Below are 17642 nucleotides of genomic sequence, written 5' to 3'. Positions count from 1 at the left end.
TAAGTAACGGGAAAGGATTGTTGTAAGTGAATGACGAAGTGGATTATGGGCCTCTGGCCGGTTTGATTGGTACCTGGAAAGGCGACCGGGGCGTCGATATCGCGCCAGAACCGGATGGCACCGAACGCAACCCGTTTTACGAGGTGATTACCTTTGAAGCGGCCGGTGATGTGGATAACGCCGAAGAGCAGGAGTTGGCGGTGGTGCGCTACCACCAGCAAGTATTTCGCTCATCGAATGATAAGCAGTTTCACGATCAGGTGGGTTACTGGACCTGGGATGCGGCGACCGGCTCCATATCCAATTCATTTGTGATTCCCCGCCGCGTAGCGGTTGTGGCCGGAGGCAAAGTGGTTTCACAGGAAGATGGTGTGATTACCATTCAGGTGGATGCCGCTGACGGCGACCCGGACTGGGGGGTGAGTCAGTCGCCGTTTATGCGGGATAAGGCGCGCACCGTGGCTTTTACTCAGACACTGGTGATTGAGCGTGATGCCCTGACCTATCGGGAAACCACGGCGCTGGATATCTATGGTCGCGACTTTGACCACAAAGACAGCAGTCGCCTGATTCGCGTCGACTGAATCAATCCCGCATTGAGACCAGATATTCTACGTCCATTTTTACCACCATCTGGCCGTTTTGATTAACGGCCAGGCTGCGTGCCTGAACCAGGCCGCGCTTGAGTCGCGGGTAGGCTTTCAGGCCGGTGATGTCCATCTTGGCGGTAATTACATCATTGCTCACTACCGGTTTTAGCAGATTGAGGTTATCGATGCCGCGTCCGGCAATCAGGTGAATGTGGTTGTAGAGTCCTTCCACATTGAGCCGCTGCACCACTGACATGGTGTGCAGGCCGCTGGCACAAAAATGCCCCATGGGAGAATCCTTGGCCGCTTCCGGGTCTGTGTGGAAGGGTTGGGGATCATACTGTTTGGCGAAACGGATAATTTCAGCTTCGCTCATTTTGTAAGAGCCAAAAGTAAAAGACTCGCCAACACAGAAGTCTTCAAAATATCGTTTGCTGTTCATCGAGTAATGGGATTGGGGCGTTAGTCTGCGGATTTCAGTTCTTCGACCCAGAAGGCGGTGGCGCCAACCACGGCAATGGGCAGAATAATGATGTTGAGCAGCGGCACCATGGTGCCGAGCATAACCAAACCGCCAAAGCTCAGGCTGCTGTATTTTTTATCACCCAGTTGCTCGCGCAGGGTTTTAAAAGGGGTCTGGTGATTGTCGGCCGGGTAGTCCACGTACTGAATCGCCATGCACCAGGCGCCCCAGATAAACATCACTATGGGAATAATGGCGCTTACTGGGGGGATGATAAACGACAGGATAAAACCGCCGATGGCGAGCACAGCACCGCGCCAGAGAAAGTACCAGAGTTTGCGCAGTTCGCGCAGCAGTACTCTTGGAATCATCTGCATCAGGGGTTCTGAATCCGGCGCCTTGCCGGTGATCAGGGCTTCGGTTTTTTCCGCCAGAATGCCGTAAAAGGGCGCCGCGATCAGGTTGGTAATCATGCTGAAACTGTAGCCATAGACCAGCAGTAACAGAACGGAAAACAGGCTCCAGAGAATCCAGCTGACAAAGTCCAGCCAGCCGGGCAACCAGCCCAGCATCCACTCTACCGAGCCGCTGAACTGTTGAATCAGAATGCCAGTAATAATGACAAACAGAATGACGTTGACCAGCAGTGGCACCAGAATAAACCAGCGTAATTCCGGACGCACAATCAGTTGTGCGCCACGGGTCAAGTGGTTCAGGCCATTAACCAGGTTGTTGCTTCTGATGGCTGCCGGTGTGGTCATCTTATTGCGCGCCTGCGGCAGTCAGTATGGTTTCGTAGTCGCTGCCGTGACGATGCTCGCGCACCACTTGCAGGATGTTCTTGCCTTCAGGGCCTACGGCATTGATGTCGCGCTGATCTTCTTTGAAGAAGCGTACAAAGGTTTCGAAGTTTTCGGCTTTCATGCCGCGGTAGGCCTTTTCCAGAACGTGAAAGTCCCGATTGGCATCGCCGTAGGCTTCATAGTCCAGAAAGGTTTTGATGCGGGCGTCGTCGAAGACTTCGCCCAGAACTTTTTGTTTGTCTTTTTTTAGTGACATGGTTTGTTTCTCGATTGTTCGTTGATGCTTCTGTCATTGCGAGTCGCGGAGCGACGTGGCAATCTCTTTGGCTTTGTGCCTTGGTGGGGAGATTGCTTCATCGTTTCACTCTTCGCAATGACGGGTTCTTTAAAGTAAGTCGTTTAACTTCTTGCTCAGAATCTGGTTAACCATTCCCGGGTTGGCCTGGCCTTTGGTGGCTTTCATAATCGGGCCCATAAAGCCGCCCATTTTTTTCTTGCGCTTTTTCTCATCGGAAGCCAGCCAGTCATCAATCATGGCCTGACTGTTGGCCAGTACTTCATCGACAATTTTTTCCAGCTCGCCGGTATCGGACATCTGCTTCAGGCCCTTGGCTTCAATGATGGAGTCGGCGTCGCCTTCACCGGCCCACATGGCTTCGAAGACTTGCTTGGCGATTTTGTTGGAGATGGTGTTGTCGCCAATGCGAACAATCAGGCCGCCCAATTGCTCGGCCGTGACCGGGCTGTCCTTGATGGATTTTTCCTCGGCATTGAGGCGTGCTGACATTTCACCCATCACCCAGTTGGCTGCCAGTTTGGCGTCTTTGCAGGTGGCGACTGCGGTCTCAAAGAAACTGGCAGTATCGCCATCGGCCGCCAGAATGCTGGCATCGTAGGCCGACAGTTTGTACTGCTCTTCAAAGCGATGCTGGCGGGCGTCCGGCAGTTCCGGCAGGGACTGACGCACGGCTTCAATATAGTCGTCGTCGATTTCTACCGGCAGCAGATCCGGGCAGGGGAAGTAGCGGTAGTCGTTGGCCTCTTCCTTGGAGCGCATGGAGCGGGCGGTTTTGGTGTCGCCGTTATAGAGGCGAGTTTCCTGAACGATCTCATCGCCGTCTTCCAGCACATCGATCTGGCGTTCGACTTCCAGTTTGATGGCCTCTTCCATAAAGCGGAAGGAGTTGAGGTTCTTGGTTTCGGTACGCGTACCCAGTTGCTCAATGCCTTTGGGGCGAATGGAAATGTTCACGTCAAAGCGCATGGAGCCTTGAGACATTTCGCCGTCACAAATGCCCAGCGAGGTCACGATGGAATGCAGCTTCTTGGCAAAGGCCACCGCCTCGGCCGAGCTGCGCATATCCGGCTCGGATACAATTTCAATCAAGGGGGTGCCGGCACGATTAAGATCGATGCCAGACATGCCATGAAAGTCTTCGTGTAACGATTTGCCCGCATCTTCTTCCAGATGTGCGTGGTGGATTCGAATCGATTTGGTGCTGCCATCTTCCAGTTGGATTTCAACATGGCCGGCACCCACAATCGGGGCATCCAGTTGCGTGGTTTGATAACCCTTGGGCAAATCCGGGTAGAAGTAGTTTTTACGTTCAAACACAGAGCGCTTGCCGATCTCGGCGTCAATGGCCAGACCAAACATCACGGCGTAGCGAAACGCCTGCTCGTTAGGCACCGGCAGGGTGCCGGGCATGGCCAGATCAACGGCGCAGGCCTGAGTGTTGGGCTCAGCACCGAAAGCGGTACTGGCGCCGGAAAAAATCTTGGTGTTGGTGGCCAGTTGCACGTGCACTTCCAGGCCAATAACGGTTTCCCATTCCATTTCTATAATCTCTCTTCTGTTCTCGCTCGGGGTCTTAGTCGAGGTTTGGTGCTGTGGCCTGATGGTGGTCGGTGCTCTGCTGGAACTTGTGGGCGGCATTGAGCAGCTTGCCCTCGGCAAAGTAGTTGCCAATCATCTGCAGACCTACAGGTTTGTTGTCGACCAAGCCGCAGGGAATGGAGAGACCGGGCAGGCCCGCCAGGTTGGTGGAGATGGTGTAGATGTCTTCCAGATACATGGCGATGGGGTCGGCGCCCTTCGAGCCAAATTCAAACGCGGGTGAAGTCGCCGTTGGGCCCATGATGATGTCCACCTCGTTAAAGGCGTCGACAAAATCCTGCTTGATCAGGCGGCGCACCTGTTGCGCCTTGCGGTAGTAAGCATCGTAGTAGCCGGCTGACAGGGCGTAGGTTCCTACCAAGATGCGGCGTTTCACTTCATCGCCAAAGGCTTCACCGCGAGAGCGCTTGTAGAGGTCGTTCAGGTCCGCCGGGGTTTCGCAGCGATAGCCGTAGCGCACGCCGTCAAAGCGTGACAGGTTGGCGGAGCACTCGGCCGGTGCAATCACGTAGTAAGCCGGCACCGCCAAATGAGTGTGCGGCAGGCTGATTTCTTTGATGTTACAGCCCAGCTTTTTGTACTCCTCAATGGCGGCTTCTACCCGCGCGCCGGTTTCAGCGTTCAGACCTTCTCCGAAATACTCCTTGGGGATACCCACGGTCATGCCGGCGATGTCGTCGTTAAGAGTGGCGGTGTAATCCGGCACTTCTTTATCGATGCTGGTGGAATCCTTGGCGTCGTAGCTGGCCATGGTGTTGAGCATGATGGCCGCATCTTCGGCTGTGCGCGTCAGGGGGCCGGCCTGATCGAGGCTGGAGGCAAAAGCAATCATGCCCCAGCGTGATACCCGACCATAGGTTGGCTTGAGGCCGGTCAGGCCACAGAGGCTGGCGGGCTGGCGAATCGAACCGCCGGTATCGGAGGCGGTCGCCGCGGGTGCCAGTTGCGCGGCCACAGCGGCGGCAGAACCGCCGGAGGAGCCACCCGGAACACAATTGGTATTCCAGGGGTTTTTTACCGGGCCGTAGTAGCTGGTTTCGTTGGAGGAGCCCATGGCGAATTCGTCCATGTTGACCTTGCCCAGCGTCACTGCACCGGCATGTTTGTAGTTTTCTACAATGGTGGCGTCGTAAGGCGGAACAAAGTTATCCAGCATTTTTGAACCGCAGCTGGTGCGTACGCCATTGGTGCAAAAGATGTCTTTGTGGGCGATGGGTACGCCACACAGTGGATTGTTGTCGCCCTGCGCCAGTCGCTGATCGGCGGCACGGGCCTGTTCCAGAGCCAGTTCTTCGGTGGTGGTGACGTAGCTGTTGTAGGTTGGATCGAGGCGTTTGATTCGATCCAGATAATGTTGCGTTATCTCTTCGCTGGAATATTCCTTGTTGCGTAGATCCTTGGCGATCTCCGCGATGGTCTTGGCGTGCATTGCAGGCTTTCCTGTAGCTGTTAATTCTGATTGAGCGAATGTGGTTTGATGGATCAGATCGGTATCAGTCGATGACTTTGGGTACCAGATAGAGGCCATCTTCCGTGGCTGGCGCAATGGCCTGAAACGCTTCGCGGCGATTGTCTTCACTGACCTGATCGGCGCGCAGTTTTTGAGTGGCATCCAGTGGGTGGGCCATGGGGGGGACGCCTTCGGTATCGGCGGCTTGAAGCTGGTCTACCAGTTTTAATACGTCAGTAATGCTGCTGGCGGCTTCATCAATGGTGGCGTCGGTAATTTCGATGCGGGCCAGTTCGGCCAGTCTGGTGATCTCGGAGCGATCCACAGTTGTCTCCAAATGGTTGAAAAATGGGCTTTCGGGCTTTTCCACTGGCGATGGCGGAAAGGCCGGATTGTCAGTTGTATGCTTTTTGCGCAACGTAGGTGCGGATATGTGAAGCAGGTGGCTAAAGTTATCACATTTGTGCCTTGCTCTAAATCCCCGCCGTTGGTAGAGTTCCACAACTTGGACGGGGCCCGTGGGTAACTGCTCACAGACTCAAACTAACGGATTGAAATAACAACAAAAAACGGTGCTCTGTTACCGTCATGTCAATTCCGACAGATTTGCCCCCATTGATTGACCAACTCTGATTAAAGATAAGGCTTTGTCTCCGATGCTTAAGCGTTTGCGTGGAGTATTTTCCAACGATTTGTCCATTGACCTGGGTACGGCCAATACCCTGATTTACGTTCGCGACCGCGGCATTGTGCTGGATGAGCCATCCGTAGTGGCCATTCGTCACCACAATGGTCAGAAGATTGTTGAGGCGGTTGGCGTTGAAGCCAAGCGCATGCTGGGTCGTACTCCCGGCAATATCACGGCGATTCGCCCATTGAAAGACGGTGTTATCGCCGACTTTCAGGTGACGGAAAAGATGCTGCAGCATTTTATCAAGAAAGTGCATGAGACTGCCTGGTTTCAACCGAGTCCACGGGTTTTGGTGTGTGTTCCTTGTCTGTCTACCGAGGTTGAAAAGCGTGCCATTCGTGAGTCTGCGCTGGGCGCGGGCGCCCGTGAAGTTCGCCTGATCGAAGAGCCCATGGCAGCGGCTATCGGCGCCGGCCTCAAAGTTGAGGAAGCCACCGGTTCGATGGTGGTGGACATCGGTGGTGGCACCACCGAGATTGCCATTGTCTCTCTCAATGGTGTGGTTTACTCCGATTCGGTCCGCATCGGCGGTGACCGTTTTGATGAGGCCATCGTCAACTATGTGCGCCGCAACTATGGCAGCGTGATTGGTGATGCCACCGCTGAGCGTATCAAGCAGGAAATCGGCTGTGCCTTTGCCGGCAGCCAGATGCGTGAGATTGACGTGCGTGGTCGCAACCTGGCCGAAGGTGTGCCGCGCAGTTTTACCCTCAACAGTGATGAAATTCTCGAAGCCCTGCAGGAGCCTCTGGCCGGTATTGTTCAAGCCGTCAAAAGCGCACTGGAACAGTCTCCACCGGAACTGGCGTCTGATATTGCCGAGAGCGGCATTGTCTTGACCGGTGGCGGAGCGCTGTTGCGCGATCTCGATCGCCTGCTGACTGAAGAAACCGGCTTGCCGGTGATTGTTGCCGAAGATCCGTTGACCTGTGTTGCCCGCGGTGGCGGCAAGGCACTGGAATTGATGGATCGTCGCAGCATCGATCTGCTGTCTAACTGATTAAACTGTCTTATTGAACAAGGGCCCTGACGGTCACCCCTTGGTGACCGTCTTTAGTGAACAGGAGTTTATGTTATCAAACCGCTGTTTACGCAAAGTGCATCCGCTGCTTCCAGAGTTGCGGGTGTGGGGCTGCTCTCTCTGGCGCTTCTGTTAACCCATCTGTTTACCGACTGGCTCGATCCGGTGGTGTCAAAACTGCAGGTTCTAACCACGCCCTTTTACAAAGTCGTCAATACGCCTGGTGATCTCTATCGCTGGGGCAGTGATTCCATGGTCAGTCGCGAGGAGCTGGAGCAGCAAAACGCCACCATGAAAGCTGAGTTGGCGATCCTAAAACGCAAATTGCAACAAATGGGTGCCCTGGCCGCCGAGAATGTGCGGCTGCGGCAGTTACTGAACTCCGCCAAGATCATCAGCGATCGGGTGCTGGTGGCCGAGTTGATCAGCGTCTCCCCCGACCCGCTGTTGCACTCCGTTACGCTCAATAAAGGCATCAAGGACGGTGTCTATGTCGGCCAGCCGCTGCTCGATGCTCACGGCCTTATGGGACAGGTGACCGAGGTGGGGGATCATCAATCCAGAGCGCTATTGATTACCGATGCTACCCATGCGCTGCCGGTTCAGGTCAATCGCAATGGTGTGCGGGCTGTGGCTGAGGGTGTGGGTGATCTGTACCGGCTGGAATTGCGCCATCTGGCCAATACCGTGGATATTCGCAAGGGCGATCTGTTGGTGAGCTCGGGGCTGGGGCAGCGGTTTCCGGTAGGTTATCCGGTGGCCGAGGTGATGTCGGTAAGTCGTGATCCGGGGCAGCCATTTGCCAAGGTGGATGTGCGTCCGAAAGCTCAGCTTAATCGCAGTCGTCATGTGCTGCTGGTATTCAGTGAAGAACAAGCCCTCAATAATCCGGGTTTTCTTGATAAGGGGGCCGCAGGTGGCTCTGATCAAAGCCCATAACCGCTGGGTTATCCCTCTCACCTACATTGTTGCTCTGTTGTTGTGTGTGTTCCCTCTGGTCTATGAGGGGCGCTGGCTGCGCCCTGAGTTTCTGGCTCTGGTTGTTATTTTCTGGGTGGTGAGAATGCCGCAGCAGGTCAGTATGACCTTGATTCTGGCGATGGCTTGCCTGCAGGATTTACTCGAGGGCGGGCACCTGGGACAGCACGGTCTGGCCCTGGTGGCCGTGGCTTATCTGGCATTGCTGCTGGAGGCCAGAATCAAGCACTATGTGATGTGGCAGCAGGCTCTGGTGGTGCTGTTTATGGTTATGGCTCATCAGCTGGTGGATAACTGGGTGCATAGTTTTCAGGGCGGGGCTGCGGCCAATCTGGAATTCTTGATGCCGGCGTTTACCAGCGCCATGATCTGGCCCTTGGTGCAAATGGGCATGGAGCGACTGCGGTTGCGCTTGCGTGTCAGCTAGTCGACATCACACATCAGCGTACTGACGATTATGAATAGCCTGTATCTCGCTTCACAATCCCCCCGCCGACGCGAATTATTGACGCAGATTGGTGTCCAATACCAGATGGTTTCGGTTGATGTACCCGAGCAGCGCGAGGCTTGTGAATCGCCCAGTGATTACGTCTGTCGTCTGGCTCTACAAAAGGCCCGGGCGGGTTTTCAGGCGCTGCAATCGCGGCGCTTATGTTCTTCCGAGGAGCTGGCCAAAGCCGTCGTATTGGGGGCCGATACGCTGGGCGTGTTGGGTGATGAGGTATTTGAAAAGCCGTTGGATCACAATCACGCCAGGCAGATGCTGCGGCAATTGTCCGGGGCCAGTCACCAGATTTTGAGTGCGGTGGCGTTGGTCAGTGGTGAACGCCACGCTCTGCGGCTGGTGACCACCCAGGTCAACTTTCGAGAATTATCGGATGAGGAAATTGATGCCTACTGGGCGTCGGGGGAACCCTGTGATAAAGCCGGGGCCTATGGCATTCAGGGGTTGGGCGCGGTCTTTGTGAAGTCCATTGAAGGCAGCTACAGTGGGGTTGTGGGGCTGCCGCTGACGGAAACGGCCGAACTGCTAAAGGATTTTTGTGTGCCGGTCTGGCAGGCACAGGATTGAGAATAACAATATGAGTGAAGAAATACTGGTTAATGCCTCACCCACTGAAACACGAGTGGCGCTGGTGGAAAATGGCATGCTGCAGGAAGTGTATCTGGAGCGAACCCAGCGCAAGGGTTATGTGGGAAAAATTTTCAAAGGGCGAGTGGTGCGGGTTCTGCCGGGCATGCAGGCGGCGTTTGTGGATATCGGGCTCGAGCGCGCCGGTTTTATTCACGCCTCTGACATCTCTCCCCTGAACGAAGATGGTATGGAGCAGCGCGACAGTGAGATCGAGGATATTACCTCCATCTTGCGCGAGGGGCAGAGTCTGGTCGTGCAGGTAGTAAAGGACCCGATCGGTACCAAAGGCGCGCGCCTGACAACCCACTTGTCGGTTTCCGGTCGCCAGCTGGTGTATATGCCGTACACCCAGCATCTGGGTATTTCTACCCGGATCGAAGATGACAATGAGCGTGAAAGGCTGAAGGGGATTGTGCAGTCCAAGGTTGAGGAGCTGGCCTCTGAGCAGCACGCCGGAGGCTTTATTATCCGCACCGTTGCCGACGGTGTCAGTGCCGACGAAATTTGCGCAGACATACCGTTTCTGTATCGCTTGTGGTCCGATCTCGAAGACAAAATTGCCACGGCCAAGGCGCCGGCAGTGATCTATGAAGATCTGCCATTGTTTCAGCGCACCCTGCGCGACTTTGTTAAGGCTCATATCGAAAAGGTGCGGGTGGACTCCCGGGAAGTGCTGGGCAAAATGAATGAGTTTGCGGATAAATACGCTCCTGAGATTCGTCAGCGTCTGGAGCATTACCCGGGTGAGCGGCCCATTTTTGAGCTCTATGGTATTGAAGATGAAATTCAGCGGGCGCTGGAAATCAAAGTGTCACTCAAGTCCGGTGGCTACCTGATCATTGAGCAGACCGAAGCCATGACCACCGTGGACGTCAATACCGGTGCGTTTGTGGGGCACCGGAATCTGGAAGAGACTATTTTTAAGACCAATCTGGAAGCGGCTACCGCCATTGCCCGTCAACTGCGCCTGCGCAATCTGGGCGGTATCATCATTATTGATTTTATCGATATGAAAGACGAGGAGCATCAGCGTCAGGTGCTGCGCACCCTTGAAAAGATGATGGAACGCGACCACGCCAAGACGTCGATTACCGGCGTGTCCGAGTTGGGGTTGGTGGAAATGACCCGTAAGCGCACTCGTGAATCGCTGGGGCAGATCATGTGCGAACCCTGCTCGGTGTGTCAGGGGCGCGGCACCCTGAAATCGGCGGAGACCGTTTGCTACCAGATTTTCCGTGAGATTCTGCGAGAAGCCCGGGCTTATGACAACAAGAAGTATCTGGTGTTGGCGTCGCAAACCGTGATTGAGCGATTGCTGGACGAGGAGTCTGCCAATGTTGCCGATCTGGAAGAGTTTATCGGCTGTACCATCCAGTTTCAGGTAGAAAGCATCTATAGCCAGGAGCAGTACGATATTGTTCTGGTGTAGTGCCGGGCAGTCCCGGTACCGGCGCTTTGTGCATGGCGTAGTTGAAGTATGAAAAATTATTTTCACTGGACTTTAAGAAAATTCTGGATGCTGCTGGCTATCGCTGTTCTGGTGATGGCCGTGGTGGTTCAGCTTGGGCGTCAGGTGGCGCCTATGGTCAGTGAAAACAAGGCGAGCATTGAAGCTTATTTCTCCGAGCGCATCGGCGGCCATATTACCAGTGAAACACTGACGCTCAACTGGAGCGGTCTGTTGCCGGAGTTGCGTTTTACCCAGTTGAAGTTGCAAGGACCGGACAACAACACGGTGCTCAGTGTCAGGGGCGCGGTAGCGACGCTGGACTTTCTTGGCAGCCTCTACAATCTGTCACCAAAAATCTGGAAGTTGCACCTCGATGGTGTCTCCATGCAGTTAACTCAGGACGATCAGGAACGCTGGTATCTGACCGTGCCGCGAGACGCTGCCACCGATGCCACCAGCAGCGCATCGGTTACACCCCTGGATGCGATTTTTACTGCGCGCGATGTGTTGCTCAATGACGTGGTGATCCGTTATCACTTTCTGGGTGGTCGGCAGCACGCTTTTAATTTCAATGAGATCAGCTTGCAGAATCACGCAGGTTTCCATCGCTTGAATGCGGCAATGGATTTGCCGGAACAAAAAAATGCACTGAATTTGCTGCTCGAGGGTGAAGGGGATCCGGGAAGCTGGCGGGAGTTTTCCGGCAGTGCCTATCTGCAAATTAACAATTACCAGTTGCGCGACTCTGTGGCGATAGCCTCGCGTCAGATTGCTGTTTCGGAAGGCGTGGTCAATACCCGCCTCAATGCCGATCTCTGGCTTGATTTTGTACCCGGGGAGCCATTGATCCTGAAAGGTACTTTACAGGCCATGCGTCCCGGTGGCGGTAAGTTCGCCGCCTTGCCCAGTTGGCTCGATACCAATATCTGGGGTTCTCTGCAAGGGGCTGATGATTGGCGTTTGCAGCTGCAGTCTCTGCAGTTTGAAAATGATTTTCACACGGGCTCCGGAATTGATTTGGCCATAGAGCAGCGCAGCGGCGATCAGGTTACCGTCTATGCCCCCGAGTTGGATTTAGGCTTCTGGGCGCAGCTTGCGCAGAGTTCGGGGCTCTTGCCTGAGCGGCTTGAAACGGTATTCGAGACTCTGCAATTGCATGGCTATGCCCGCGATCTGCTGGTGCAGATTCCCCGTGATCAGCCAGCCGAATTTTCCCTGCAGGCCAATTTGCAGGATGTGGGGGCCAATGCCTGGAAGGGCTCGCCGCAGGTGTCGGGTCTCAAAGGCTTCCTGCAGCTGGATAAAAATTCCGGATCGGTGCAGATCGACAGTGACGATTACTTCCTGATGCACTACCCCAAAGTGTACACCGAGCCCTTTGAATTTTACTCGGCCCAGGGCGAGGTTGCCTGGCAGTACGATCGCGACGCCAATGAGGTTTTCATCAACAGTGGTTTGTTAAAGATGGATGGCGATATTGGCAAGGTGCGTGGCTATTTCCTGATGGATACGCCGTTTGTTGCCAAGAGTCGACTCAGTGATTTGACCTTGCAAATCGGGTTGCAGGATTCGAAGGCTGTCAATCAACGCTATCTGGTGCCCTATACCTCCCCGCAATCGTTACGCGATTGGCTGGACTCTGCGATTCAGGGGGGAGATGTATCTCAAGCAGGATTTTTCTATCGCGGTTCGGTTGCTAAAGGCGATCTCAACAGAACCATGCAGTTGGGGTTGTCGGTAGAGAATGGCCAGTTGGACTATTCACCCGGCTGGCCACATCTGAAAAACTTTGATACCGAATTGGTGGTGGATGATCGCAATCTCTACGGGGCTGTTGCCAAGGCGGGTTTGATGGGCAGCCAGTTAACGGCTGCCGAAGTGTCGATGATGCCCAATCCTTCGGGCGTTGGTTCCCTGTTGAACATTACCGGTAATTTGCGAGGGCCGGCTCAGGACTTGCTGACGGTGTTGACCGAGACACCGTTGCAAAAGGCTCTGGGTGATGGGTTTTCCCAATGGCAGATGCAAGGTGATATGAAGGCGCAGTTGCAGTTGGGTATTCCTCTGACAGCCGGGCAGCCGGGAATGACTCAGGATATTGCCGTGACCTTGCGCGATGTCGATCTGGCCATGCAGGATACCGGCTTGACCGTCGAATCACTGTCCGGTGATCTGCACTATTCCGATAAAGCCGGGCTGGCGGCCAAACAGTTGCAGGGTTTTTTCTGGCAGCGGCCACTGGATGCCGTGATTGAAACGCAGGTGTCAGCTTCTGACGGCGCAAAAGAAACCCGCATCTATCTGATGGGTGAAGCGGAGATGGCGGATCTTGCCAACTGGTCGCGCCGACCAGAAATAAAATTTACCGAAGGCGTTACCTCAGTGGGTGGTGTGGTATCGATTCCCTTTGGTGGCGCGAAAGACAAACAAGGTCCCGGGGTGCGGCTGGAATTGGGTACAGATCTGCGCGGGGTTGCGGTGAATCTACCTGAACCATTTGCCAAATCCGACAAGGAGGCGGCTCCACTCTCCTTTCGGATGGACATCGGAAAAGCTGCCAGCCGCTACCGTTTGAATTATCGCGAGCAGATCCAGACTGATTTACTGGCCCGTAAAGGCCAGCCGTTACAGGGCGAGGTGGCTCTGCTGGGCAAACCGGAAGGCGATGGCCGCGATGGCTTGTTTGTCACCGGTGAGCTGGCGCGTCTGGATGAAAAGGAATTGTTTGAATTTATCGATCGCTATCAGGGGTACAGCGATGATTTTGCCGATGGCTCCAATACGACTTCAGGCGCTGCTACCCTGTTGCAGTTTGATGCCCAGGTCGAGGAGTTTGTATGGGGCAAGGTGACACTGGATGATTTGGTTGTAGCCGGCGGTCAGGTGTCCGATGGTTGGCTGTTCAAGTTGGAAAATCCCTGGTTTAAAGGTGATCTTGGCCTGCATGGACAAGCGCCCATTCGGGTGGATCTGGACTATTTGCATATCCCGGATTTTGCCGATGATACAGTCCCTCAGCCCGGCGCCACTGATGGCAACAGCGCCAGCAGCCAGGCTCAGGTACGGCAAGAAGACCTGCTGAAAGATCTCGATTTGAAGCAGATTCAGGCGATGGATGTTTCAGTTCGTGAGGTCACTCTGGCTGGAGGCGAATTGGGCCAATGGCAGTTCAAAGTGCGACCTGTGGACAACGGCGTAGAGTTACAGGATATCCGCGGTGAAGTTCGCGGTGCCCGACTGTTTGGCCCGGTCAAAGACAGTGGCGCTTCATTGCTTTGGCTGGCCGATGGCAATGGTCACCGGTCCCGTTTCAACGGCGTGATTGAGGCCGTCGAGCTTGGCCATGTGATGCAGCAGTGGCGGCAGCCGAAACTGCTGGAAAGCAAACGGGCCCGAATGCGAGCGGATCTTTCCTGGCAGGGCAGTCCGGTGGCCATGAATTTGGTGGACCTGTACGGCAAGGTCAATATCGATGTGAACAAGGGTCGCTTTATTCGCAACAGTGAAAACGCCGAAAGCGCGTTGTTGCGACTGATAGGCCTGTTCAATTTCGACAGCTGGGTGAGGCGTTTGCAGCTGGATTTTTCCGATGTCTATAAAAGCGGGTTGGCCTTCGACAAAATTGAAGGTGAAGCGATTTTTGATCAGGGCATGTTGCTGCTTGAGCGGCCGTTGGTGGTGGAAACACCGTCATCGGAACTGCAAATGGGTGGCGAGATTAATCTGCGCAAGGAAACACTGGACGCTTCGCTGGTAGCGACCTTGCCGGTTGGTGGCAATGCCACCACGGCGGCGGCGTTCTTTGCCGGTTTACCGGTAGCGGCCAGCGTTTATCTGGTCAGCAAACTGCTGGATAAGCAAATCAAAAAACTCACCAGTATCAGTTACAAGATAGAAGGCCCTTGGGCATCGCCCGAGGTGGAGTTTGATCGTCTGTTCGACAGCAATGCCGCAAAAAAAGCCGGTAAGAAAGTACGCCAAAAATCCGCTCCTCCGGTGGTTGCTAATCCGGACGCCAGTGCAGAGACACAGCCGTGAAGGTGGCGGCCATACAAATGGTCTCCGGTACCGATCTGCAGGCCAATTTGCAGTCGGCAGCGCAGCTGATCAGTGAGGCGGCCGCCGCGGGCGCTGAACTGATTTTACTGCCGGAGAATTTTGCTTACATGGGCGGGCGCGACACGCTGGCCATCGGCCGGGAGGAGCTCGCCGACGCCGGTCCGATCCGCTCTTTTGTTGCTGCACAGGCAAGGGCCCATGGCGCAGTACTGGTTGCAGGTTCATTGCCAACCTGCGCAGCGGATGAAGCCGGGGTCAAGCCACCAGAGGGTAAAGTGTTTACCGCCAGTTTTGTCTATGGTCCCAATGGGCAGATGTTGGCGCGTTACAATAAAATGCATTTGTTTGATGTGGACGTTGACGATGCTCAGGGCCGTTATCGTGAGTCTGACGATTTCTGTGCCGGGCACAGCGTGCAGACAGTGGCAGTTGATTCTGACTGGACCCTCGGATTGAGTATTTGCTACGACCTGCGTTTCCCGGAACTGTATCGGGCTCTGGTGTCGCAGGGGGCCAACTTGATCACGGTGCCGGCCGCTTTTACCTACACCACCGGCGAAGCCCACTGGGAAGTTTTGTTGCGCGCCAGAGCCATTGAGAATCAATGTTTTATTATTGCGGCCAATCAGGGCGGACAGCATTCGACATCCCGCAAGACCTGGGGCCACAGTTGCATTATTTCACCATGGGGCGATGTGCTGGCTTTACAGGAGCAGGGTGAGGGAGTTGTTGTCGCCGATTTGTCTTTAACTGATTTGCAGCGCAGGCGTCGTACTATGCCCGCTTTGCAGCATCGCCGGCTCTAGCCTGTAGGTTTGTCATTTTGACAGGTTTTTGCTCCTGCAAAACCTGTATACACGACATCCTTGGTGAGAACGATTATAGGGAGGAGGAATCCTAGAGATCCTTCGCTTCGCTTAGGATGAGAAGTCTTAAGGTAACCCTATTTAGCCATCAATCGGGTTTGTCATTCTGACGACCATAGGGAGGAAGAATCTCAAGATCCTTCACTGCGTTCAGGATGACCTGGCTCAATTTAACCCATAACGGTCATTTGGAGTGAGTGCCGCCTCTGTGCTTATAGGTTGTAAAAGGTATAAAAAAGGTATATTTTTGGCTTATGGATATATTTGAATATGATCCCAATAAGAGCCAAATAAACCTTGAGAAGCACGGTATAGATTTCGATTCCGCTCAAGAGCTTTGGCAAGATCCCGATTTAATAGAAATCTCTGCAAAAACAACTGATGAACCAAGATCTCTTGTTATCGGGAAGATTGCAGGGAAGTATTGGTCTGCGGTCATTACATATCGTACACCCAAAGTTCGCATTATCTCTGTAAGGCGATCTAGAAAAGCTGAGGTAGCCCTATATGAAAGCTAAAGAATTCGATGAGAAGTTTGATGCTAACGAAGAAGACATTCTTTCAGAATTAGATCTTTCTACCGCTAAGCGGGTGAATCAGCAACAGAAAAGGGTAAATGTGGATTTTCCTATCTGGATGATTGAATCCCTGGATAGGGAGGCTTCCAGATTGGGAGTTACACGGCAGTCCATAATCAAAGTTTGGTTGGCTGAGCGACTTGAGCATCAAGTATCGCATCACCATTAAGTGCTCGTACTTTATTCGTCTGTAATTGGCACTATTGAGCAGGGATGTGAAAAATGGAAAATTTTGCATATATCTTGGCAATAAGCCTGCTATTGCTGATTATCTACATGTCTTCACTTGTGACGTACCACACAGTTAAGTCGGATTTTTTTGATGCTCCACAGAAAAAGATCATAATTTTCCTAGCTTGGATCGTCCCCATAATTGGGCCAGCATTGATAATGAGCGTGCTGGCAAGCAATAAGCCTGTAATTAAGTATAGTGGCAGTAGGTTTCTAAGTTATTTGTTTCTAGCCCATTTCTTTAATGAAATCGAAGGAGCAAAGGAAGAAGCTGATATGCCGGGAGACCTAGATTCAACTTCGTCGGATCATGGTATAGATTAAACGGCTAATTTTGGCACGACTTTGCCCAGACCCCCTGATACAGAAGGAGGCACTGGCTACTATTTTTAGGCATGAAATATTATGACTAAACACGTAATAAGCGGGATCGTCTTTTGTATTGGGGTATTATTCATTGTAGTTGGCCTATTGGTCGGTGATGCCAGTCTCAGTAATCTACCCTTTATCGGCCTGATGATTTGCATTGTCGCTGCTTATATTGCGAGTATAGGTAGTAAAAAAGAAGCCAAAGGACTGAAGAAAAGACACTATGATAACTTTCCTGGTGGCGGATATTCTGGCGAATAATATAAAGCTAAAGATAACAGCTAGTGAATATCCGTGACTGGCGGTAGTAGCTATGGTTAGCTTCCCATGAGAGTAATAAGTAAAGTTTTACTGTTTTTCGAGTCTATATTTATTGCCTATGTATCTTTTCTTGGCGGGATGATCGGCTTTGGATCTCTGATATATCTACTCAAAGATTACAAAACGATTGAAGATGTAGCGATCTTTATATTCGGCATAGTCATTCTTAGCTCAATCGTCTCAGGATGGCGTATTTTCTTTTGGGTAATGCTTAATGGCCCTGCAAATGGCAGAAGAATTTCAAAGATATGGTGGTGTTCAGCAGGATTAGGAGCGTCACTAACAATTGCTTCATTGGCAACTGTTCTTATTTGTAACCTGCTAGGGTGGGAAATAAATAACTATTTTGTTCAAATCTTCCCGCTAGGTGGGCTGTTTTTAATTCCTTGTTTCCATGTTTTATATGAATATCGGCTGCAGAAGCTATCGATGCGGTAAAACTGACGGCTTTCCGCCACTATCAACGGGATGCTTACGATAGTTGTTATATTGTTTTTTGGTTCTTTAAATTGATTTAGTGCAAACTTTGAGTGGCCGTTACTGGCACAAATCATCATCCCATAAGTTATAAAAGAAGGACTTTCTTTGTATAAATTGATGGAACAATGAAAAAGTATTATTCACAGCTAAGTCGCCCAAGAAAATTCCTTAAGCCTATATTTATAGTGGGCTCGTTGTTATTTTTATTTTCGGGACTAACTGGCTCAAACTCATTGAGTTTATCTGATTCAGTATTACTT

Annotated in this window: 18 protein-coding genes; 12 read left to right on the top strand and 6 right to left on the bottom strand. The window is 52.9% G+C overall.

The genetic code is table 11. From position 1 onward, the window contains the following. The first annotated feature begins 26 nt into the window (after positions 1–26). Complete coding sequence (locus ACPXV9_RS13520; RefSeq protein WP_423898059.1) at positions 27–584, top strand: heme-binding beta-barrel domain-containing protein; 558 nt, start codon at positions 27–29, stop codon at positions 582–584. A 1-nt stretch (position 585) separates the two neighbouring features. Here ACPXV9_RS13520 and ACPXV9_RS13515 read toward each other — a convergent pair whose 3' ends face one another. From ACPXV9_RS13515 to gatC, 6 genes are all read right to left on the bottom strand, one after another. After that, positions 586–1032, bottom strand: coding sequence for a MaoC/PaaZ C-terminal domain-containing protein (locus tag ACPXV9_RS13515; protein ID WP_423898057.1), 447 nt, complete (start codon positions 1030–1032; stop codon positions 586–588). A 20-nt stretch (positions 1033–1052) separates the two neighbouring features. After that, on the bottom strand, positions 1053–1814 hold the full coding sequence (gene cysZ / locus ACPXV9_RS13510; protein WP_423898054.1) for a sulfate transporter CysZ: 762 nt from the start codon (positions 1812–1814) through the stop codon (positions 1053–1055). A gap of 1 nt (position 1815) precedes the next feature. Beyond that, the gene (locus tag ACPXV9_RS13505) at positions 1816–2112 is read right to left on the bottom strand and encodes a PA4642 family protein (protein ID WP_423898051.1); all 297 of its coding nucleotides are present in this window, start codon (positions 2110–2112) and stop codon (positions 1816–1818) included. Positions 2113–2241: 129 nt separating this feature from the next. Beyond that, entirely contained in the window at positions 2242–3693 is a 1452-nt protein-coding gene (gatB, locus tag ACPXV9_RS13500; protein ID WP_423898049.1) for an Asp-tRNA(Asn)/Glu-tRNA(Gln) amidotransferase subunit GatB, read from the bottom strand. Between the two features lie 34 nt (positions 3694–3727). After that, positions 3728–5182: an Asp-tRNA(Asn)/Glu-tRNA(Gln) amidotransferase subunit GatA gene (gatA, locus tag ACPXV9_RS13495; protein ID WP_423898047.1), complete on the bottom strand. Its 1455-nt coding sequence runs from the start codon at positions 5180–5182 to the stop codon at positions 3728–3730. A 64-nt stretch (positions 5183–5246) separates the two neighbouring features. Then, positions 5247–5528: an Asp-tRNA(Asn)/Glu-tRNA(Gln) amidotransferase subunit GatC gene (gene gatC, locus ACPXV9_RS13490; RefSeq protein WP_423898045.1), complete on the bottom strand. Its 282-nt coding sequence runs from the start codon at positions 5526–5528 to the stop codon at positions 5247–5249. A gap of 331 nt (positions 5529–5859) precedes the next feature. Here gatC and ACPXV9_RS13485 point away from each other — a divergent pair, with 331 nt between their 5' ends. The 11 genes from ACPXV9_RS13485 (at position 5860) to ACPXV9_RS13435 (ending at position 17340) form a co-directional block, all read left to right on the top strand. Continuing rightward, positions 5860–6894 (top strand): rod shape-determining protein, encoded by a 1035-nt coding sequence (locus tag ACPXV9_RS13485; protein WP_423898042.1) that lies wholly within the window; start codon positions 5860–5862, stop codon positions 6892–6894. Between the two features lie 126 nt (positions 6895–7020). Next, positions 7021–7854, top strand: coding sequence for a rod shape-determining protein MreC (mreC, locus tag ACPXV9_RS13480; protein WP_423898040.1), 834 nt, complete (start codon positions 7021–7023; stop codon positions 7852–7854). After that, complete coding sequence (gene mreD, locus ACPXV9_RS13475) at positions 7832–8320, top strand: rod shape-determining protein MreD (protein WP_423898037.1); 489 nt, start codon at positions 7832–7834, stop codon at positions 8318–8320. Before mreC ends, mreD begins: the two co-directional genes overlap by 23 nt. Before the next feature lie 30 nt (positions 8321–8350). Beyond that, a complete protein-coding gene (locus tag ACPXV9_RS13470) occupies positions 8351–8965 on the top strand; it encodes a Maf family protein (protein WP_423898035.1) in 615 nt (204 codons plus the stop codon). Positions 8966–8975: 10 nt separating this feature from the next. Beyond that, positions 8976–10457, top strand: coding sequence for a ribonuclease G (gene rng, locus ACPXV9_RS13465; protein ID WP_423898033.1), 1482 nt, complete (start codon positions 8976–8978; stop codon positions 10455–10457). 48 nt (positions 10458–10505) lie between these two features. Further along, positions 10506–14516 carry a YhdP family protein gene (locus tag ACPXV9_RS13460; RefSeq protein WP_423898031.1) on the top strand — a complete coding sequence of 1337 codons (4011 nt, stop codon included), beginning with the start codon at positions 10506–10508 and terminating at the stop codon, positions 14514–14516. 2 nt (positions 14517–14518) lie between these two features. Then, complete coding sequence (locus ACPXV9_RS13455) at positions 14519–15343, top strand: carbon-nitrogen hydrolase family protein (RefSeq protein ID WP_423898028.1); 825 nt, start codon at positions 14519–14521, stop codon at positions 15341–15343. Between the two features lie 314 nt (positions 15344–15657). Next, a complete protein-coding gene (locus ACPXV9_RS13450) occupies positions 15658–15921 on the top strand; it encodes a BrnT family toxin (RefSeq protein ID WP_423898025.1) in 264 nt (87 codons plus the stop codon). Then, entirely contained in the window at positions 15911–16150 is a 240-nt protein-coding gene (gene brnA, locus ACPXV9_RS13445) for a type II toxin-antitoxin system BrnA family antitoxin (protein WP_423898022.1), read from the top strand. Before ACPXV9_RS13450 ends, brnA begins: the two co-directional genes overlap by 11 nt. A 467-nt stretch (positions 16151–16617) precedes the next feature. Beyond that, entirely contained in the window at positions 16618–16842 is a 225-nt protein-coding gene (locus tag ACPXV9_RS13440) for a hypothetical protein (RefSeq protein WP_423898019.1), read from the top strand. A 66-nt stretch (positions 16843–16908) separates the two neighbouring features. Then, a complete protein-coding gene (locus ACPXV9_RS13435; protein ID WP_423898017.1) occupies positions 16909–17340 on the top strand; it encodes a hypothetical protein in 432 nt (143 codons plus the stop codon). Positions 17341–17642: the final 302 nt, after the last annotated feature.

This window comes from Candidatus Pelagadaptatus aseana (assembly GCF_040362265.1).
Taxonomy (GTDB): Bacteria; Pseudomonadota; Gammaproteobacteria; order Pseudomonadales; family Cellvibrionaceae; genus Pelagadaptatus; species Pelagadaptatus aseana.
This window is presented reverse-complemented; position numbering and strand designations above follow the sequence as displayed.